20 protein-coding genes are annotated in these 18,717 nt (G+C 58.5%); all 20 read right to left on the bottom strand.

The annotated features are described in order from the left end of the window. Window positions 1-75: 75 nt before the first annotated feature. Window positions 76-888: an MBL fold metallo-hydrolase gene (locus Q0030_RS11360; RefSeq protein WP_298366517.1), complete on the bottom strand. Its 813-nt coding sequence runs from the start codon at window positions 886-888 to the stop codon at window positions 76-78. Window positions 889-1,100: 212 nt separating this feature from the next. Next, on the bottom strand, window positions 1,101-1,562 hold the full coding sequence (locus tag Q0030_RS11355) for a RidA family protein (RefSeq protein WP_298366515.1): 462 nt from the start codon (window positions 1,560-1,562) through the stop codon (window positions 1,101-1,103). Window positions 1,563-1,675: 113 nt separating this feature from the next. After that, entirely contained in the window at window positions 1,676-2,566 is an 891-nt protein-coding gene (locus Q0030_RS11350; RefSeq protein WP_298366513.1) for a transporter substrate-binding domain-containing protein, read from the bottom strand. After that, window positions 2,550-3,242 (bottom strand): glutamate/aspartate ABC transporter permease GltK, encoded by a 693-nt coding sequence (gene gltK, locus Q0030_RS11345; protein WP_298366511.1) that lies wholly within the window; start codon window positions 3,240-3,242, stop codon window positions 2,550-2,552. Before gltK ends, Q0030_RS11350 begins: the two co-directional genes overlap by 17 nt. Further along, window positions 3,242-3,988 carry an amino acid ABC transporter permease gene (locus tag Q0030_RS11340; protein WP_298366509.1) on the bottom strand — a complete coding sequence of 249 codons (747 nt, stop codon included), beginning with the start codon at window positions 3,986-3,988 and terminating at the stop codon, window positions 3,242-3,244. The genes gltK and Q0030_RS11340 overlap by 1 nt, the downstream gene beginning before the upstream one ends. Window positions 3,989-4,026: 38 nt before the next feature. Further along, on the bottom strand, window positions 4,027-4,761 hold the full coding sequence (locus tag Q0030_RS11335; protein WP_298366507.1) for an amino acid ABC transporter ATP-binding protein: 735 nt from the start codon (window positions 4,759-4,761) through the stop codon (window positions 4,027-4,029). Between the two features lie 76 nt (window positions 4,762-4,837). Next, window positions 4,838-5,542: a ribonuclease activity regulator RraA gene (locus Q0030_RS11330; protein WP_298366633.1), complete on the bottom strand. Its 705-nt coding sequence runs from the start codon at window positions 5,540-5,542 to the stop codon at window positions 4,838-4,840. 333 nt (window positions 5,543-5,875) lie between these two features. Next, the gene (locus tag Q0030_RS11325; RefSeq protein WP_298366505.1) at window positions 5,876-6,844 is read right to left on the bottom strand and encodes a dihydrodipicolinate synthase family protein; all 969 of its coding nucleotides are present in this window, start codon (window positions 6,842-6,844) and stop codon (window positions 5,876-5,878) included. Continuing rightward, window positions 6,841-7,710, bottom strand: coding sequence for a PhzF family phenazine biosynthesis protein (locus tag Q0030_RS11320; protein ID WP_298366502.1), 870 nt, complete (start codon window positions 7,708-7,710; stop codon window positions 6,841-6,843). The genes Q0030_RS11325 and Q0030_RS11320 overlap by 4 nt, the downstream gene beginning before the upstream one ends. A 52-nt stretch (window positions 7,711-7,762) precedes the next feature. Then, window positions 7,763-9,082 carry an MmgE/PrpD family protein gene (locus Q0030_RS11315; protein ID WP_298366500.1) on the bottom strand — a complete coding sequence of 440 codons (1,320 nt, stop codon included), beginning with the start codon at window positions 9,080-9,082 and terminating at the stop codon, window positions 7,763-7,765. Between the two features lie 51 nt (window positions 9,083-9,133). Next, window positions 9,134-9,862: an amino acid ABC transporter ATP-binding protein gene (locus Q0030_RS11310; RefSeq protein ID WP_298366498.1), complete on the bottom strand. Its 729-nt coding sequence runs from the start codon at window positions 9,860-9,862 to the stop codon at window positions 9,134-9,136. Further along, window positions 9,859-10,596 (bottom strand): amino acid ABC transporter permease, encoded by a 738-nt coding sequence (locus Q0030_RS11305; protein ID WP_298366496.1) that lies wholly within the window; start codon window positions 10,594-10,596, stop codon window positions 9,859-9,861. Before Q0030_RS11305 ends, Q0030_RS11310 begins: the two co-directional genes overlap by 4 nt. Before the next feature lie 10 nt (window positions 10,597-10,606). Beyond that, window positions 10,607-11,296, bottom strand: a complete 690-nt coding sequence (locus tag Q0030_RS11300) for an amino acid ABC transporter permease (protein WP_298366494.1) — start codon at window positions 11,294-11,296, stop codon at window positions 10,607-10,609. 37 nt (window positions 11,297-11,333) lie between these two features. Beyond that, on the bottom strand, window positions 11,334-12,143 hold the full coding sequence (locus Q0030_RS11295; RefSeq protein WP_298366492.1) for an ABC transporter substrate-binding protein: 810 nt from the start codon (window positions 12,141-12,143) through the stop codon (window positions 11,334-11,336). Window positions 12,144-12,344: 201 nt separating this feature from the next. Next, entirely contained in the window at window positions 12,345-13,130 is a 786-nt protein-coding gene (locus tag Q0030_RS11290; protein ID WP_298366490.1) for an SDR family oxidoreductase, read from the bottom strand. A 275-nt stretch (window positions 13,131-13,405) separates the two neighbouring features. Further along, the gene (locus Q0030_RS11285) at window positions 13,406-14,620 is read right to left on the bottom strand and encodes a pyridoxal phosphate-dependent aminotransferase (protein ID WP_363323448.1); all 1,215 of its coding nucleotides are present in this window, start codon (window positions 14,618-14,620) and stop codon (window positions 13,406-13,408) included. A gap of 150 nt (window positions 14,621-14,770) precedes the next feature. Further along, window positions 14,771-15,688: a LysR family transcriptional regulator gene (locus tag Q0030_RS11280; protein ID WP_298366488.1), complete on the bottom strand. Its 918-nt coding sequence runs from the start codon at window positions 15,686-15,688 to the stop codon at window positions 14,771-14,773. A gap of 122 nt (window positions 15,689-15,810) precedes the next feature. Next, on the bottom strand, window positions 15,811-16,302 hold the full coding sequence (locus tag Q0030_RS11275; protein ID WP_298366486.1) for a RidA family protein: 492 nt from the start codon (window positions 16,300-16,302) through the stop codon (window positions 15,811-15,813). Next, a complete protein-coding gene (locus Q0030_RS11270) occupies window positions 16,299-17,120 on the bottom strand; it encodes a transporter substrate-binding domain-containing protein (protein WP_298366484.1) in 822 nt (273 codons plus the stop codon). The genes Q0030_RS11275 and Q0030_RS11270 overlap by 4 nt, the downstream gene beginning before the upstream one ends. 116 nt (window positions 17,121-17,236) lie before the next feature. Then, window positions 17,237-18,700 (bottom strand): aldehyde dehydrogenase family protein, encoded by a 1,464-nt coding sequence (locus Q0030_RS11265; protein WP_298366482.1) that lies wholly within the window; start codon window positions 18,698-18,700, stop codon window positions 17,237-17,239. Window positions 18,701-18,717: the final 17 nt, after the last annotated feature.

The following is an 18,717-nucleotide window of genomic DNA, read 5'->3' as shown; positions in this document are numbered from 1 at the left end:
AACGGCAGCGGATCAACAGCAACCCATCGACTCAAGTGCGATTAGCGCCGCAGCCAGTCGGAGTTGCCTTCGAGCTCATAACAGGGGACTGAATTCGAACGTGGCGCCACCGCCAGACACGATCCCGATGCCGGGAAAATCCAGATGGGCGCCCGCGACAGCCACGTTTGCCTGTGCGGCACGAAGAAGCATTTTCCGCCGCGTAGCACGGGCCTCATTCTGATCCGCATCGAACTCCCAGCTCAACTCGGGCCTCGCAAATTGGATCGAGGGCACGTGGACGATATCTCCCCAAACCAGCAGTTTTTCGCCACCGCTTGAAACCTCGAACCCTGTGTGACCGACCTCGTGCCCATGAGCTTGCACGGATGTGATGCGATCGCTCAGCCTGCACCCTTCATCCAACGGAAACCGGCGCGACCGGAACCGAGCCAACCGTTCATTTCCGTCGAACATCGAAAGTTCCTCACGGGGGACAAACAGTCGACGAAGACCGGGAAATGCGTCCGCCCCGTCGGCGGCCACGAGCCCATTCACGTGATCGGAATGCGTATGCGTCAAGGCGACTGTGTCAATTACCTCGCGAACCACGCCAGCTTCGTTCAGAGCACTCAGCAGCAGGCCCATCGTTGGCTCCCAGGAGTTTGCTGCTCCCGTGTCGATGAGCGTGTGCTGGTCACCGTCAATGATGAGAAAGGCATTGACCGACAAACGAAGTCGACCTTCGACCAAGTTGACCTGCTGCGGAAGCTCGGCCCCAAATGACCGCCCATCTGTCTGACGCAATCTGCTGGGCGGCATGTCAACGTAACCATCACGCAGAGCAACGACGCGCAACTCGCCCATCGTGTACTCGACGTGATTGATCCCGGAACCAACCTTTTTCATGATAGCGCGCTCCAATCGACAGCTTGCAAGTTGTAACGATGACCTTGTCTTGGGCTGTGACCGGCTGATCTCGAGGATGACGCTTTCTGATGCGCCTCAACTGCCTGCTCATCCGAGCAATCGTTGTCGAGTATGACAGCGGCTACTCCGGCCCGATAGTACGCGTGCGCGCTCACGGCGTTCTCTTAATCAGAACACCCGCGTCGCACGCCTTATGCGGCGATGTGCACGATCGCCTCGATCTCGACGGTCATACCGTTTGGAAGCGAAGATACCCCGACTGCCGCGCGAGCATGGCGACCTGCGTCACCTAGGACATCGACCAACAAATCCGAGCAACCGTCGATTACTTTCGGGTGCTGCGTGAACGTAGGTTCGGCGTTTACCATGCCGATCACTCTTGCGACCGCTACGATCCGGCTAAGCTCACCAACCGCGCTCTTCAAGGTGGCGAGCATGTTCAAGCCGGTCAGCTGTGCGTCGGCATAGGCACGCGGAATATCCGCCTCGGAGGTGATCTTCCCCAGGCGATAGGTGTTATCTGCCAGCCGAGGTCCATGACCGGCCAGGAACAGGACTTCCCCAACTCGACGATAGGAAACGTAGTTACCTCTTGGCGGCAGCGCCGCCGGCAACGTCAATCCCATCGCCACGATCTTCTCTTCCGGTGACATCGTTCAACCTCACTTGCTTAGCTGACAGCACTGCCGTGCCTGGACGGCCGACAGCACGCGCGGCCGTCGGCCATGACGCGCGCTATAACGCGGATCCGAACACAATGTCCGCGCTACTGAAATGCCTTATCGTTCGGCTTGGCGAACGCCTCCCGAAGTTGGTCAGACATCGGGAAGTTCAGATTGATCCCATTTGGTGGAATCGGGGACATGAACCATTTTTTGTAAAGCTCGCTCGCCTTTCCGGACTTCATAAACCCGACGAGCGTCTCGTCGACGAGCGCCTTGAAGTCTGGATCGTCCTTACGCATAACGAGCGCATAAGCCTCGAAAGACTGGGGCTGCCCCACAATCTCGTAGTCTTTGGCATTCGGCGATTTTGCCATCTGCCCGTATAGAAGCGCATCATCCATGAAGAGAGCGGCCGCGCGCCCGGTTTGCAGCGTCAGGAACGACTCGGCATGATCCTTCGCGCTGATGATGTTCATCTTCAAATTGTTCTTGTTGTTGACCTCGCGAATGATCTGCTCGGGCGTCGTACCCGCGATCGTAACGACGTTCTTCCCGGCGACATCGGGAAAGTCTTTGATGCCTGCGCTTTTCTTCACGAGCATCCTCGTTCCGATGACGAATGTGGTATCGGAGAAGGCGACCTGCTTCTGCCGCGTCAGATTGTTTGTCGTTGAGCCGCACTCCAGATCAATCGTGCCATTGATGATGAGCGGAATTCGGCTCAGCGGTGTTGTCGTGACTTCCTTAACCGCAAGATCGGGCAGATTCAGCTTTTGCTGGAGCGACGCGACGACCAAGCCGCACAGTTCCCTCGAATAGCCGATGACTTTCTGGTCGTTGTCGAGATACGAGAATGGGACAGCCGAGTCTCGAACACCGAGCGTGATGACGCCGTTTGCTTTGACCTTTGCCAGAGTGCCACCCTCCTGACCAAACGCAGGCGAGCCGAAGATCAAGGTACCAAGCATCAGAGAATTAGCCCACTTTGACATATTTCCCTCCAGTTTGAAGAGCCCGCACGCCGGCGGACGCGAGTAACGAAATGACGAGGTATACGCCGCCGGCAAACAAAATCATTTCGACCGTGTTGCCGTCGCGATCGGCGATGTTCTTTGCAGATCGGAAGAAATCAGCGAGACCGATGACGTAGACGAGTGAGGTGTCTTGAAACAGGACGATTCCTTGCGTCAGGAGTGCGGGTATCGTGGCCCGCAAAGCTTGTGGAAGCACGATGAGCCGCATGGCCATCAGATAAGGCATACCCAGCGCATTCGCGGCGCTAAGCTGGCCGCGCGACACGGCCTGGATGCCCGCTCGAATGATCTCGGAATAGTAGGCAGCCTCGAACAGGGAATATGCCACCATCGCCGAAACTAAACGGATATCGGTACGCGGAGACACACCGAACAAGCTTTGGATAAGCTGGGGCACCATCAGAAAGAACCACAGCAACACCATGATCAGTGGAATGGATCGCAGCAGCGTCACGTAGCCCTGCGCGAACCAGGCCAGCGGCTTGACGGACGACAAGCGCATAATCGCGAGAACAGCCCCCCAGATGATGCCGAAAACCACCGCTACGGCAGTGATCTTCAGGCTCGTGACCATGCCGGCCGCAAGAGAGGGGAGCGACCTGGCAAGATCGGAGAACAGATCGATGACGGTCATCACCTACCCCCGATATAGCCGGGCAAGCGTACTGATGCTTCAACCTGGCGCATGACCAAGACGACGGTCAGGTTAATCAGAATGTAGACGCCCGTGGCCACGGCGAATGATTCGTAGGGATGAGCCGTGTAATCAACAAGCTGCTGCGCTTGGGCCGAGAGCTCCAAAAGACCAATTGTCGAAGCTACGGCCGAGTTCTTGAACACGTTGATCATCTCCGAGGTCAACGGAGGAAGCGCAACACGGAACGCGACAGGAAGTAGAACGTACCGATAGGCCTGGGGCAGCGTCAGCCCCAGGGCGAGAGCAGCTGATCGTTGGCCCTTCGGCAGCGTCTCAATACCCGAGCGGATCAATTCGCACACGCGCGCGCCCATATAGAGACCCAGGCACAGGATCGCCGATGTCATCATCTGGGTCGCCGCCGGGAGCTGCTTGAACCACGTTCCGACGTCGGACGGCAGGAGCTCGGGGAGTACGAAGTACCAGGCGAACAGCTGGACGATCACGGGGATGTTTCGGAAGATGCCAACATAGGTGGTCCCGAGCGCCGCAAGCCGCTGGTTTGGGAGTGTGCGGAGCACCCCCATCACTACGCCGACCGCGAGAGCGATCATGCTTGCCGAAAGCGCGAGGACGACTGTGTTGTACAGTCCGGCAAGGAGCCATCCGAGATAGGTCGCGGGCTCTCCGGTCGACACAGGTTGGAGAAAGACGCCCCAATCCCAAGAATAGTTCTTGAACATATGTCGCCTGTCCCTTCAGCCCTGGCGAGCGACCACGCTCAATGTTGGAGAATTCGCGAGAGGAACTGCTTCGCACGATCAGTTCGTGCATCGATGTTTCCGAAGAACTCGTCTTTCGACGTGTCCTCGATGATCTTTCCTCCGTCCATGAAGATCACGCGATCCGCCACCTTTCGCGCGAAGCCCATCTCGTGAGTGACACACATCATCGTGGTCCCCTCGCGCGCGAGTTGGACCATGACGTCCAGAACCTCGTTGACCATCTCCGGGTCAAGAGCCGAGGTCGGCTCGTCGAACAGCATGCAGATTGGATCCATGGAAAGAGCGCGGGCGATCGCGGCACGCTGCTGCTGTCCACCTGAGAGTTGGGCCGGGTATTTCGCGGCCTGGTCCTTCAGGCCGACACGGTCGAGATACATCCGCCCCTTGTCTTCGGCCTCATTCCGCTTTCGGCCCAAAACCTTGATTTGGGCGATCGTCAGGTTGTCGATGATCGATAGGTGCGGGAAGAGCTCGAAATTCTGAAAAACCATGCCAACCTTCGAGCGAAGCTGCGACAGATTGGTCTTGGGCGAGCAGACCGATGTTCCGTTTATCCGGATGTCGCCTTTGTTGACCGGCTCAAGACCATTGATCGTCTTGATCAGGGTGGACTTGCCGGACCCGGATGGCCCGCACACGACCACCACCTCCCCCTTGGCGACGTCGGTGCTGCAGTCCGTCAGGACCTGAAACGATCCGTACTGCTTGGAAACGTTGCAAACCTCGATCATGAGAAAGCCCTTTCGGAAGGCTCAGCGCAATCCGCCAAACGGGTAGCACCTGGCACGCGTTCGGCGCGACCGGACATCAGTTGCGACCCGTTTCACGGTGATATCTCGCTTCATTCTCTGAGTTCAGGGGATAGAGCCCGCTCAGCGGATGACCATTGCGCACTTCCCGGAGAATCCACGTCTCGAGATCTTCCTGCTCGGCCGCGATGGAAGAGACCTCCGCGGCCATTGCGGCAGGGATGACGATTGCGCCATCGTCATCCGCCACGATGATGTCTCCCGGAAAGACGGCGACTCCGCCGCACGAGATCGGCTGCTCCCAGCCAACGAAGGCCAGTTGCGCGACAGCGGGCGGCGCGGCAATTCCGTTACACCAGGTCGGCAATTCGCTCGCGATGACGCCGGCGCGATCTCGGACAACACCATCGCTGATGAGACCGTTGACGCCACGCGCGCGCATACGCGCGCACAAAATGTCCCCGAATATCCCCGCGTCGGTCGTCCCCAAGGCGTCGGCGATCGCAACGCAGCCCGATGGCATCGCCTCGACGGCAGCGCGCGTGGAAATCGGTGAGGACCACGCTGCTGGCGTGTTGATGTCCTCGCGGCCAGCGATGAACCGTAGCGTGAATGCCGGCCCCACGATCTTGGGTTGGCCAGGCAGTAGCGGCGCAGTGCCTCGTATCCAGACGTTTCGTACGCCCTTCTTGAAGAGAACGGTCGTCAAGGTTGCCGTGGTCGCGCGTGCGAGGTCGGCCATTACCTTGTCATTGCTCGTCATCTCGCCACGTCCTTTAAAAACAATGCCGTTCAAGCATTGGAATCGAGCGCCATCGATGCGAACAATCGAGCTTGTGGCACCGGAGCCTGTGCGCTGGCGCAGACAGCGGCGACATTGGACTCGGGTCTGAAAATCTCGCCGGTGGCGCCTTAGCGCTCAATTTACTCTAGCAACGGAATTAAATTCCTCAATGGAATTAAATTCGGCAAGATAACGAACAAATGGAATGTATCGCGTGATGTTCGTTCGAACCGTTGCCGCTATTTGTGCTCTCCTCAGTACGAGGCTCGCGCCATCGAGCGCCCGCGAACTGCGGTGACTCATCTTCGTGATCTAGTTGATGCGATAGGACTGGATCACGCCAGTTTCGCCCGCTTCTTCCAGGCGACGCCGAAGACGTGCCAAGAGCCCCGATAGCTCCGCGTGATCGTCTCGGTCGAACGACGGTCCCGGCGCTCGCGTCGCCGCCGTCGCGATCAGGCCACGGCGGCGGAAGATTTCCTTACGGATTGCGAGCCCAAACCCGACCTGCCACTCATGACGGATCAGCGGCAGGAAGATATCGTAGAGATCCTCCGCTCCTTCCGCATTTCCGGCGAAGAATCGGTTACATATTTCGACAAGGACCTCCGGAAAGGCCACGCCGGTGTTGGCCCCATCCGCGCCTCGCGCGAGTTCCTGAAGCAGATGCAAGCCGCTGTTGCCGACGAGGATCGACACACGACGACGTCGGCCGCCCTCCTCCTGCGCACGCATTCTCGTGATCTTGCGGAGCGCTGCCCCCTCTTCGTGCTTCAAGATCTGAATGTTGGGTACGCGCTCTATGATGAGGCCGAGCGTTTCCGCGGAGATGTATACGCCCGTGCTCTGGGGATAGTCTTGCAGCGCGATTGGCACGTGCTCACCAATCCGCGCAGCAATCGCTTCGAAGAATGCAAGCACCTGGTCTTCGGACTTCAGCGAGGAGGCTGGCGCGACCATGATTCCTGAGGCACCTTCGTCCATCAGCGCTGCGGTGAACGAAGCGAACTCGTTAAATCCTGCCTGCGAGACGCCGGTAATCACCTGGGCTCGACCTTCGAGACGGCGAACCACGCGTCGTACCAGGCTTATGGACTCCTCTTTCGATAGCTTGTTGGCTTCCCCCATGAGCCCCAGCAGAGTAATGCCGGGCACGCCAATCTCCAGGAAGAAGTCGACGAGTCGGTCCATGCTCGAGAGATCGATCGAGCCGTTGTCGTGAAATGGCGTGACCGAGATCGGGTAAAGCCCGCGTGCCGTCGAATTAACAAGGTCCGTCATATGGTCTTCCTCGTGTAAGGAGCATCGAATGACAATGGCAAACGATCAGCAGGCGTGATCGGCACAGTAATCGAACCGTTGAGATAGAATCTGCATGCACCCGAGAGCCGAACGCGATCTTCGCGGATTGAGCACTCGATCAATCCCTCTCGGCTCGAAAGCTGGCGGGCTTGCAGCGTGGTCTTGCCGAGACGCTGAGCCCAGAAAGGAGCCAGAGTGCAATGCGAGGTACCCGTAACGGGATCTTCAGGAACGCCCTTGGCCGGCGCAAAATATCTGGACACGAAGTCGCAGGTATCGCCAGATGCGGTGACGATGACCCCCGGCAATCTCAGGTCCGAGACTGCCTCCATATCCGGAGCGACCGAGCGGATGGCTGCTTCGTCGCCGAGAACACATACATAGCGATCCGCGCTCTCGTATATTTCGTTGATGGACGCTCCCAGTGCAACCTCGAGCTCGGATCTAGGCGTGGACGTCGCCACAGTCTGTCGCGCCGGAAAGTCCAGAACATAATCGCTTTCGCGTATATGAACGTAGAGCAACCCGCTGGCCGTCGCGAACTCCACGACAGACCCGGTTCGTGCGAGGCCCAGCACCTGATGGACCACCGCGACAGCAGCCAAGGTTGCATGGCCGCAAAGAGGAACTTCCTGTGCCGGCGTAAACCAGCGCAGAGGGATCGGATACTCGTCTGGTCGTATGAATGCGGTTTCGGAAAGATTGTTTTCCGCCGCAATGGCTTGAAGGGTCTCGCCCGGGAGCCAGGAAGCGGGAATGGCAACGACCGCAGCAGGATTTCCTCCGAAGACGACCGAAGAGAAGGCGTCGACCTGCCAAATAGGGAGAGTGATTTCGTAACTCATAGGCTGCCGCTAGTTCTCATGCATCTCGGACTTCGGGGGACGGGGCCGACACCTATTCGTGGAGCGCCGCCTCGAAATGCCGTGCGCTCGGGATGCCGTCGTTGACTACGGCGGTGATGGCAGCGAGCGACCTGTCCGGAACTTTCCCGCGCCCCAGAGTTTCCATCTTTTTCAGCAGTTGTGCGTCCGTAAACGGCCGACTAGGGTCTCCGTCGGCAGTGTCCCTCCGCTCCTCGTATCGGCTACCGCCTCGCGTGTCGATTTGCACCGCTGTCGGCGTCGTCGATGGATAGAGCGCATCGAGCTTCGGGTCATGCTCAAGAACCACCCGCTTCGCGAGAGCAATCACGTCTGCGCTTTTGAGAGCTTGGATCGACAGCGGCAGCAACGCGTCACTGCCTTTGACAAGCGCGGCTGCGATGGCAAACGGCAGGCTGAACTGCGCCGACTCGAAAGAAGTTGGCTGCACTTCATTCGGCAACTCGATGGTCGTGCGAAACGTGCATACCGTGATGCGATCTATGTCTTCGACGGCTAGGCGCTCGCGCGTCACGATCGCCACTGCGGCGTCAATTGGAGCATGCGCCAGCCGGCAACACGTGTAGCGCTTGAAGTAGGTCCTCTGGAAACCGGAAGCCTCCGGCGAAAGGACAGAAATCCGGTCAATATCAAAGATCCCGGCACTTTCGACGGCGTCCGGATCGCCGCGGTAACCCTGTCCGGCCAAGAGAGCCGAAGTGACCCCGGACAGTAAGCCGAAGGGGACACCTTCCTTGATATGGCCGGTCATTTGTTTCCGAACGCCGGCTGCTGCCAGCAATGGCGCGGCGTGGACCGCCAACGAAATGGCGTGCGCCAACACCTCCCTGTCGAAACCGAGACAAATGCCGGTGGCGACTGCAGCGCCGATCCCTGCCCACCGCCCCGACGCAAAGAACGGCGGCGACTCCGCAGCCCCCAACCGACCGCCGATCTCGCAGCCGGCGAGGATCGCGTGGGCAAACACCTCGGACGGCACGTCATTCAGCGCCCCGAAGACCGACGCCGCGGGCACGACGGCGGCTCCGAGATGGCCGCGAGCCGCGCGGTTTCCATCATCGATATCCAGGGACGACATCGCAGATGAGTTGACGAATGCGGCACCGATCGGGGTCATATTTGCGGACTTGGAGAACCACGGAGCCAGGTTTCCGGTTCCGAGGCCACGTACGGAAAATCTCGCAGCTATGTTCGCCGCTGACGTATCGTACCCTCCTACGGCAGCCGCAGCAGCGTCGATGAGACACTGCTTGAGTAGCGCGCGGTTGGCGTCGACTTCCGACCGTAGCTCCATTGCAAGACCGGCCAAGTCATGGGAAAGCTCGTTCGTCATGTCCTAGCTCTATGGTCGGATCGAACCAAACGCTGTCCAAGGTATCCGGCGTCAATGAGCGCGGATGTCTGCAACGAATTTTTGGGCGCGGGGATGACGGGGTGTGGCGAAGAACTCGGAAGGCGTGGTGCTCTCCAGAACTTCTCCGTCTGCGATGAACCAGACGCGATTCGCCACGTCGCGCGCAAAGCCCATTTCGTGCGTTACGCAGATCATGGTCATGCCATCGCTCGCAAGTTGCTTCATGACCTGAAGCACCTCGCCGACCATCTCCGGATCAAGCGCGCTCGTCGGCTCGTCGAACAGCATGACGGGAGGATTCATGGCCAATGCGCGCGCAATCGCCACGCGCTGCTGCTGGCCGCCCGAAAGCTGACCGGGAAACGCGTCGGCCTTGCTTTTCAAACCGACCTTGTCGAGCAACTCGAGCGCCCGATCGTAAGCCTCACCCTTCTTGAGGCCGCGGACGGTTATCGGCGCCAGGGCGACGTTGTCCTTGGCACTAAGATGCGGGAAAAGATTGAACTGCTGGAAGACGAAACCTATCCCGCTGCGCAATCGATTGACGGACTTCTTGCGATCGTTCACGTCGGTTTCGCCGACGATGATCTGTCCGTTATTGATTGATTCGAGCCGATTAACGGTACGAATGAGGGTTGATTTCCCTGACCCCGAAGGCCCGCAGATCACGACAACTTCGCCACGTTCAACCCGCCCGTTGACATCGTGGAGGACGCGATGTGATCCATACCATTTGCTAACGTTGATGAACTCGATCATGACGGCACCCGCGCAAGGGAGGGAGTTTCGGTGATTGGCTGATTTGTCACTCGCGACCGTTTCCGGAGCACGCGATTTTCAACCACGCGCGAAAGACGGCTCAACGAATAGCAGAGGATGAAATAGATCGCGGCCAGAATGAAATAGACTTCGAAGGGACGCGTCAGCAGTTGAGCATTGATGCTGTTTGCGGAGAACGTGACTTCTTGAGCGCCGATGATGTAAGCCAATGACGTGTTCTTCACGATCAGGACAAACTGGTTCATCATGCTCGGCAGGCAATTGAACAGAGCTTGGGGCAGGATAACCTTGCGTAGCGTCGCTGTGTAGCTCATGCCCAGCGAGCGTGAGGCGTCCGTCTGCCCTTTCGGAAGAGCCTCGAGTGCCGCCCGAATTGCTTCGCCGAGATACGCCCCCTCGTAGACCACCAGCGCGCAGATGACGGTGATCTCCGGAGAACTGGTCACGCCGGTCACCAGCGGCAATACGAAGAATGCCCAGAAAATGATGAGCAGCAGCGGAATTCCGCGAACCGCAGTGACATAGAAGGCCGCTGCGCGACGAATTGCCGGGATGGGACTGGTGCGCGCAATCGCGACCGCGACGGCTACCGGAAATGCAAGCAGAAGCGCTGCGACGGACATCAGCAGCGTCAGGGCGAGCCCGCCTATCGGGCCATCCGGAAACTGGCCCACGAGCAGCAACAAACCGTATTGTGAGAGTATCTCTGTCATGGGCTCACAATCACCGTGTGAAGCGCGTCGACTGCTGGACTCGGCTTCCGATCGCCATCAGCGTCAGCGTGCACGCGAGATAGATCAGCGTCGGCGTTAGGTAGGAAGGAAATGTTGCGTATGTCTCCCCATCGAGTTGCCGGGCGACGTACATGAGTTCTTTGACCCCGATGGCCAGAGCAAGGCTCGTGGTCTTCAGCAAACCCAACGCCTGATTGACCAGCGCCGGAGCCGCCCCCCGTACGGCCTGGGACACCACCACCCAGCGCATCGCTTTGAGATAGCTCATGCCGAGCGCGCGTGCGGCCTCCATCTGACCGGTCGGAACGGCACGAATCCCGCTTCGCAGGTCTTCGGAAATGTATGCCGCAGCGTTCAGCGAAAGAGCCACAACGGCAAAGAAGAAGGCGCTCAGATGGGCGTTGGCATAGGTGTGCCATGATTGTGGAAGGATCTGAGGCACGCCGAAATACCAGACGAAGATCTGGACGATGCTCGGAACGTTCCGATGATACTCGACAAACGCCCCGACGGCCGCAGACGGAAGCCAACCGGACATCCGTATGACGACCAGGAGCGCGCCGAGCGCGTAGGCAGCAATCGCCGAGGCAAAGAACAGCTCAAGCGTTGTCAGGGTGCCGCGCAGAAACAGTAGCTGGACGTTGGGATCAGCGAGCACCGCAAGTGAATGCAAGTTCATGACCGTGGCCTCGTTGCTGCGCGGCTTGAGCGTCGATCTATTCGAACTCTGAGGCTGGCGTGACCTTCTTCTCCCGCGGGAGCTGGTATTCGTTTGACTGGCCATACCAGCGATCCCAGATCGTTTGCAGGCGGCCGGAGCTTTCGAGCTTGTCGAGAGAAGTATTGACAGCCGCCAGCAACGCAGGTTCTCCCTTCTTCACGCCGACGCAGTCGTGTTCCCAGAACAACGCTTCATCGAGAAACGCGGTCTGTCCGCTGGAACGATTGTGAAATCCAACCGCCGCACTCTTGACCATGGCCATGCCCTGCACCTTGTCTTGGGCAAGTGCCAGGTATGATGCCGGACCATTGTCGAAACTGACGACCTCGCTGTTTGTCAGCTTTTGCCGCGCAAACACTTCCGACGTCGATCCCCTGTTGGCGCTTACCTTCTTGCCGGCCAAATCGGCAAAGCTCTTGATGCCGGAGTCCTTCTTCACGAGCACGGAAACTGGAACGTTCATGTAGGCGGACGAAAAATCGATCTGCTTGGCTCGAACTGGCGTATAAGCCAAGGAGGCCGTCATGAGATCGATCCGCCCTGTTTCAAGGGAGGGAATGCGTGCATCGACGGACACTGTCTTGAGGTCGAGCTTCACACCGAGATCTTCCGCGATAGCCGCACAAACGTCGACATCCAATCCGACGATGCTGCGGGTCTTCGGATCCTGGTATCCTAGGGGAACCAGATCCCCAAAAACGCCGCACGTCAAAACGCCTCGAGATTTGATATCGGCAAGCTGATCAGACCATGCCGTTGAACAGCTAAACGAGAGTCCGAGAATTACGAGCGCCACTCTTTTCATACGTATGCCTTCCCCTGAACAACACGACAAAAGACGATTCCGAAAATTCCGCTTTAGCTCGCTTTCCGAGGCAAACAGCACGCACGCCGCCTCGTCCGCCGGAGGCACCGGCGGGACGTCGTCAAACCCGAAAGAGTGCAGCCGCGGCGTGGTTGGAGAGAACTCTGCGACACTCCCTACTCGTCGTGTCGCCGCCCTTCTTCAAACACTTGGGATCAAGCCGCCATCGACGCGAACAGTCGAGCCGGTGACATAAGAAGCTTGCGCGCTGGCGAGGAAAGCAATGACATCCGCATACTCTTCTGGCCTGCCATATCGGCCGAGTGGAATACTTGCGGTACTTTCGGCAGCGACCTGGTCGACCGGCCTTCCCTCACGCTTTGCCTTTTCCGCGTCCAGAAACTGGATACGATCGGTAGCGATGCGCCCGGGAACGACGACGTTCACAGTGATCCCATCCCGGGCAACTTCCCGCGCGAGGGTTTTCGACCATCCGACGAGCGCGCTACGCAGCGTGTTCGACACACCGAGGTTAGGGATGGGTGCAATTACGCCGGACGAAGCGCTCGTAATCACGCGCCCCCATTTTCTCGCTCTCATTCCTTCGAGCACATGATCCGTGATAGTGATCACGGGCTGAACCATCTTCTGAAAACTCGTGGCCCAAGCAGCGGCGTCGATGCCCGAGACAGGAGACGGTGGCGGCCCGCCAGTGTTGTTGACCAGGATGTCGACCGGCCCGAATGTCTTGGCGATCAATTCAAGATTCGCAGGTAGGACGGAGAGGTCGGCAAGATCCCAAACGATCGGTAGGGCTGATGCGTCCCTAGTACGCAGGCGCTGTACCACAGCATCCAGGCCGTCGCTGTTGATATCGGCGATCGCCACCTGACATCCTTCACGCCCCAGCGCCAGCGCAATGGAGGAGCCGAGACCGCCGGCACCGCCGAACACCAATGCTGTCTTCCCTTTAATCTGAAAGTCCATCCAGTGGCCTCGCTACACTTCATTTACTCTAGCGGTCGAATTAAATTCCTCAATGGAATTAATTTCGATCGATCAATGAGCGTTAGGAATACATCGATTCAGATGACAGCATTCGCCCCCCATTGAGCTAATCAATGCCGCTGCGCGTCTTGTCGAAAGTTGAGGTCGTTGCGGATATTGATTCAGGTCTACTGGCTCAACGTCGTACGAACAACGCAAGCCTCACCGACATTTTCAATCGGCGTTGAACCGATCAGGTTCATTCGAAGACCTCGTCAGCGTAGAGCGGCGCAAGCAGCAAGCACGCGGCGGCACGCCTCTTCAATGACGTTCATCGAAGTCGCAAATGAGATCCGAAATGACGGCGACAAACCATAAGCGGCGCCCTGCACTGTCGCGACCTTGTATTCGTTCAGAAGGTAGAGAACGAAGTCGGTATCGGTCTCGATACGCTTGCCGCCCGGCGTGGTCTTTCCGATATGCGCCGCGCAAGATGGATAGACATAGAACGCGCCTGCAGGTTTCGCGCAGGACAGGCCTTCCCGACCATCCAGCTGGCCAACGATATAGTCGCGCCGGCGACGAAACTCGTCACGCCACTCACCAAAGAAATTCATCGAGCCCTTGAGCGCAGCCAACGCCGCGGCCTGGCTGACAGACGCCGGATTGCCGCTCGTTTGCGACTGCAGCTTCTCCATGGCCTTGATCAGGACTTGCGGACCCGCCCCATAGCCGAGCCGCCAGCCCGTCATCGAGAACGACTTCGAGACGCCGTTGATCGTCAACGTTCGTTCTGAAAGACCCGGGTTGACCGCGGCGAACGACGCGTAGGGCTTGTCGTCGTAGATCAAATGTTCATAGATTTCGTCAGTCAGAACATGAAGCTCGGGATGCCGGGCGACGACCTCTCCGATCTGCGCGAGTTCAGCGCGAGAGAACGTAGCTCCGCTCGGATTGTTCGGTGAGTTCAGAACCAACCACTTTGAGCGAGGCGTAATCGCAGATTGCAGCTGCTCGGCGGTGATCTTGAACCCTTGTGACGCCGGAGCTGCAACGAAGACCGGCTTGCCACCGTTGAATTGAACGATGTCCGGATAGGAAACCCAGTAGGGGGCTGGGATGATCACCTCGTCCCCCTCCTCTACTGAGCAGGCGAACGCGTTGAAGATTACCTGTTTTGCGCCTGCACCGACGGAAATCTGATCAGGCCGATAGATGAGTCCGTTCTCGCCTCTAAATTTCTCGCAGATAGCGTCCTTGAGAGCGCGCGTACCATCGACGGCTGTATATTTTGTTTCGCCGGCAAGAAGCGCCTGATAGGCGGCATCGATGATTGGACGCGGCGTCGCGAAGTCGGGTTCGCCTGCGGCCATATTGCAGATGTCGTGGCCCGCGGCGATCAGCTCCTTTGCTCGACTCATCGCCATCACACTCGGTGAAGGCTGTATCAAATCGACTCGCCTGGCCAGCAATTGCATCTGAACACCCATCTGGTTCACGATGGGCTTCGCGCTGTGCGGCTGCGGCGTTTCCCATCTTCTTGCCAGAAGTGCCGATCGCACCGATTGCGGTCAATGGAATAGTTTTCGCCTTACAGTGTCGCAACCTTCATGAAAATCGTGAGCCAATTCCGGACTACGTTATCGTGTCGTGTAGTACATCGGTACGGAGCGAGAGAACTCACAACAGTCCGACGCAAGCGAAGCCAAGAATCTCAAGAATTCGTCGCTCTTCGCCTTCTTGTACATCATCACATAGGGAATTCGCGGAAGCGCGGGCCGCGTCCGCAAAATCCTCAGCTGACCTGAGGCAATCAGATAGTCGAACACCTTCCGCGGCAAGTAGCTGATTCCAAGGCCCGACAAGGTTAGGGATGATAGGGCTGTCAGGCTGCTGCTAGACAGCGTGTTGTCGAAAGTAATGTGTTTGTCCGACAGCCATTTCGATATGAGATCGCCGAGCCCTGAGGATACCTGTTGTTGAACGATGATGGTGTGGCTGGACAATTTCGCCAGCGGCAACTCAGCAGCGTCATCGAGATAGGCTGGACTGCACATCCAAGCATATTCCACGGAATCAAGAGGCACGACCTCAAACAGCGGCCCCCGAAATGCGTCTGGCACGACGACAGCATCAAGTTCATCGGCCTTGAGTTTCTCGATGAGCTCTACACTCGCGTCGACGACGGGCTCTAACGCCAGTGTGGGATAACTTCCGCGAAGGCGATGGATCAAATTCGGAAGCCAGGTCATCGCGGTGAGCTCGGTCACACCGAACCGAAGATTTCGCGGCGATTGCCCTAGCGACGACCTGAAATCCATCATTCGATCCCGCAGCGCGAGCATATCGCGGGTCAGTTCAATGAGCTTTTCGCCTTGCGGCGTAATCTGCACCCGCCGTTTCGATCGGTCGAACAAGGCGACATTCAAGATCGCCTCAAGCTCTTGCACACGCTTGGAAATCGCTGATTGCGTCGCATTCAGCCGTTGCGCCGCTTCATCGAGCCCGCCAAGTTCTGCAACCCAGTAGAACCCCTCGAGCTGCTTCAACGTAACCATCGTCGGCCCTCTCAAAATTGAGACCCCGATGATAGATCGATTTTACTCTCGAATGCGAATAGTTTCAGTCGCTCAGGGAATGATGCCGCCCGACCGAGAACCCATCGGCCGGGCGCACCGGCTCATTCGAACTCCAGGATCGTTTCAATCTCCACGCAGTTGCCACGCGGCAAGGAGTGCATGCCGACGGCCGACCGCGCGTGCAGCGCCACCTCCTTGCCGAACACCTCGTCAAGAAGGTCCGATGCGCCGTTGATCACCTCAGGCTGCTGAACGAAATCGGCGACGCAGTTCACCATCCCCAGCAACTTGATGATGCGCTTGACGCGCTTGAGATCGCCGATATTGGCCTTGATCGTTCCAAGGCTATTGATCATCGCGACCCGCGCGGCGCGATACCCCTCCTCGACGGTCACCTCGCGACCGAGCTTACCCATATACTGCGGCACACCGGCCGAATCCGGAAGATGCCCGGCAAGATACAGGACGTTTCCAGAAGAACGCGCACGAGCGTAATTGCCGGCAGGCGGAACAGACGCCGGCAGTTCGATCTTGAGCTTGGCAAGGACAAGCCCTGGATCGAACGTCTTAGTATTAGTCGATAGCGCGTTCATTTGCACAATGCCTCACTTTTCGCCGTCAGTGCCGGCGTAATTTCTTCTTTTCCAAGTCCGTACTTCGCGACGATCGCGCGATGCTCTTCGGACCCAAGGAACTTCGCCAACTCCTCGTTGAATCGGGTCACAAAGGCTCCGTTGGCCTGATTGAACGAGAATGCGCCGAAGCCAGCTTTCGGACGCCCGTTGTCCACCGGCAGCTCGAATGGCTGAGCAAGCGCCAGATCGGCGTCTTTCAACGATGCAAGTAGTGCACGGTGACCGAGCGCAGAGTTCGGATAAGCGTCGACGCGCCCGGCCTTGATCGCGGCAACGATCTCTTCTTGAGCACCGAACTCCACGATCCGCTCAGCAGGCACGCCAGCCGCCTTCGCGGTTCCGACTTGCACGGTACCCTTGACCACACCGAGCCTGGCATCCGACGCCGCCGCCGATGCATAGCTGGAGATGTGCTTTGGATTACCCGCACGCACGATCATGCCGTCGACGAGCGCCCAGATCGGATTCGAGTACGCGACCGTCTTGCAGCGTTCAGGCGTGACGAACAGCGCAGTATTCATCGTCCAGCGCCCGGTGGCCACGCCGGGAAGAAGCTCGGCAAATTCCACTTTCTTCAGCTCGACGTCTGTGACGCCCATCTTCGCCAACACGGCCTTGGCGACATCAACGTCCGAGCCCGCCGCTTGACCGTTGATCGTCGCGGCGAACGGAGGCTCCTCGATATAAGCCAGGACGACCTTATCCTGTGCCTTCGACGGCTCCGCGAAAAGCAGCGCCATCGTAGCAACAGCAAAGACTGAGTATGTCGTTTTCATCGCATGTCCCTCCCTTGAGGACCTGATGTCCTCGAGGCAAATATGACGGCGAGCGCAACGTTTAGAACAGATGACTCTCGCGCTCGCAGCGTTCTGCATTTCAGAACACGCCGCGGTCATGCGTAGTTAATGACGAGGTGCTTGATGTCGGTCATTTCGTCCATCGCAAAGACGGTTCCTTCGCGACCGATTCCCGACTCCTTCCAGCCGCCGAACGGCATGTTGTCGAGCCGATAGATCGGCACGTCGTTGATCATCAGGCCACCGACGTCCCACTCTTCGATCGCCGAGAAGGCACGCTTTAGATCGCGTGTGAACATGCCCCCTTGCAGGCCATAACGCGTTGCGTTGGCACGACGGACCGCATCCTCGAAGTCATTGAACGGATTAACGGTGAGAACGGGCCCGAAGACCTCTTCGTCCTCAATCTTCATTCCGCTCTTGGTTCCAGCCATGACCGTCGGCTCCACCACTGCTCGTTCGCGCTTTCCGCCGACCAGGATCTTGGCACCAGCCACACTTGCTTCGTCGATCCAGCTCGAGATGCGCTTGGCCGATCCTTCGTCGATGACCGGTCCAACGTCCACGCCTTCCTGCATGGGATCGCCAACCTTGCAGGCGCTCACTCTGCTCGTCAACTTCTGAACGAATTCGTCGTGGATCTTTTGTTCGACGAGGATGCGCTGGACGCCGATACAATACTGGCCGCCGTAGACGACGCCGCCACGGACGCATCTTGCTGCTGCGAGGTCCAGGTCCGCGTCCGCGCAGACGATAACGGCAGCGTTTCCGCCGAGCTCGAGCGCGACCTTCTTCTTGCCTGCGATCGACTTGATGTGCCAGCCGACCTTGGCTGATCCGGTGAAGGTAACCATTGCGAAACGGTCATCCTTGACCATCTGCTCCGCCAGCGGGACGCTGCAATGAACGACCGACAGCGCGCCCTTCGGAAGGCCGGCCTCGGTCAGCACCTCCGCAAGCAGGAGCGACGTCAAAGGGGTCTGCGGCGCCGGCTTCAGTACGACCGAGTTTCCGACCGCTAGCGCCGGCGCCACCTTGTGCAGGACGAGGTTGAGCGGGAAATTGAACGGCGCGATCGCAAGGATCGGTCCGATCGGGAAGCGCCGCGCGATGCCGATGCGACGGCGAATTGAGGCGAGTTGCTCGAAATCGGCATTGGCCAGATCGAGCGGAGCGCCATCGGCCGTGGTGGTCTGGTACTCATAAACACCGGCATCCATGTCGAGCGGGATTTCGTGGCCGCCATACCGACGCGCTTCGGCGGCCGCATTGGTCAAGTTGAAGATCGACCGAGCGACCTCTCCTCGCGCGTCATACAGAGGCTTGCCGGCTTCGGCGGCGATGGTGCTGACGAATTCGTTGCGCCTCGCCTTCATGATCTCGGCCGCTCGAGCGAGTATATCGGCGCGCGCGAAGCGAGGCAGCCTTCGCATGATCTGAAAAGAGCCTTCAGCCGCTGTGATCGCCGCCTCGACCGCAGCAGCGTCGGACAGCGGCATTTGGCCTACGGGAGAGCCGTCAAACGGGGAGCGAACAATGTCGAATTGCGTGGCATTCATGGCAGATTGATCCCGGT

The sequence above is a fragment of the uncultured Bradyrhizobium sp. genome, assembly GCF_947648125.1.
Classification (GTDB): domain Bacteria; phylum Pseudomonadota; class Alphaproteobacteria; order Rhizobiales; family Xanthobacteraceae; genus Bradyrhizobium.
Note: the sequence above shows the minus strand (reverse complement) of the source record. Positions and strands in the feature narration are given on the sequence as shown.

Bases quoted from the DNA above. Each gene is read 5' to 3' on its own strand.
- Q0030_RS11355 (WP_298366515.1), bottom strand. From the start codon at position 1,562: ATGTCACCGGAAGAGAAGATCGTGGCGATGGGATTGACGTTGCCGGCG.
- Q0030_RS11305 (WP_298366496.1), bottom strand. From the start codon at position 10,596: ATGACAGAGATACTCTCACAATACGGTTTGTTGCTGCTCGTGGGCCAG.
- Q0030_RS11300 (WP_298366494.1), bottom strand. From the start codon at position 11,296: ATGAACTTGCATTCACTTGCGGTGCTCGCTGATCCCAACGTCCAGCTA.
- Q0030_RS11275 (WP_298366486.1), bottom strand. From the start codon at position 16,302: ATGAACGCGCTATCGACTAATACTAAGACGTTCGATCCAGGGCTTGTC.
- Q0030_RS11265 (WP_298366482.1), bottom strand. From the start codon at position 18,700: ATGAATGCCACGCAATTCGACATTGTTCGCTCCCCGTTTGACGGCTCT.
- Q0030_RS11290 (WP_298366490.1), bottom strand. From the start codon at position 13,130: ATGGACTTTCAGATTAAAGGGAAGACAGCATTGGTGTTCGGCGGTGCC.
- Q0030_RS11330 (WP_298366633.1), bottom strand. From the start codon at position 5,542: ATGACGAGCAATGACAAGGTAATGGCCGACCTCGCACGCGCGACCACG.
- Q0030_RS11285 (WP_363323448.1), bottom strand. From the start codon at position 14,620: ATGGGTGTTCAGATGCAATTGCTGGCCAGGCGAGTCGATTTGATACAG.
- Q0030_RS11270 (WP_298366484.1), bottom strand. From the start codon at position 17,120: ATGAAAACGACATACTCAGTCTTTGCTGTTGCTACGATGGCGCTGCTT.
- Q0030_RS11280 (WP_298366488.1), bottom strand. From the start codon at position 15,688: ATGGTTACGTTGAAGCAGCTCGAGGGGTTCTACTGGGTTGCAGAACTT.
- gltK (WP_298366511.1), bottom strand. From the start codon at position 3,242: ATGACCGTCATCGATCTGTTCTCCGATCTTGCCAGGTCGCTCCCCTCT.
- Q0030_RS11320 (WP_298366502.1), bottom strand. From the start codon at position 7,710: ATGAGTTACGAAATCACTCTCCCTATTTGGCAGGTCGACGCCTTCTCT.
- Q0030_RS11325 (WP_298366505.1), bottom strand. From the start codon at position 6,844: ATGACGGACCTTGTTAATTCGACGGCACGCGGGCTTTACCCGATCTCG.
- Q0030_RS11360 (WP_298366517.1), bottom strand. From the start codon at position 888: ATGAAAAAGGTTGGTTCCGGGATCAATCACGTCGAGTACACGATGGGC.
- Q0030_RS11340 (WP_298366509.1), bottom strand. From the start codon at position 3,988: ATGTTCAAGAACTATTCTTGGGATTGGGGCGTCTTTCTCCAACCTGTG.
- Q0030_RS11295 (WP_298366492.1), bottom strand. From the start codon at position 12,143: ATGAAAAGAGTGGCGCTCGTAATTCTCGGACTCTCGTTTAGCTGTTCA.
- Q0030_RS11350 (WP_298366513.1), bottom strand. From the start codon at position 2,566: ATGTCAAAGTGGGCTAATTCTCTGATGCTTGGTACCTTGATCTTCGGC.
- Q0030_RS11315 (WP_298366500.1), bottom strand. From the start codon at position 9,082: ATGACGAACGAGCTTTCCCATGACTTGGCCGGTCTTGCAATGGAGCTA.
- Q0030_RS11335 (WP_298366507.1), bottom strand. From the start codon at position 4,761: ATGATCGAGGTTTGCAACGTTTCCAAGCAGTACGGATCGTTTCAGGTC.
- Q0030_RS11310 (WP_298366498.1), bottom strand. From the start codon at position 9,862: ATGATCGAGTTCATCAACGTTAGCAAATGGTATGGATCACATCGCGTC.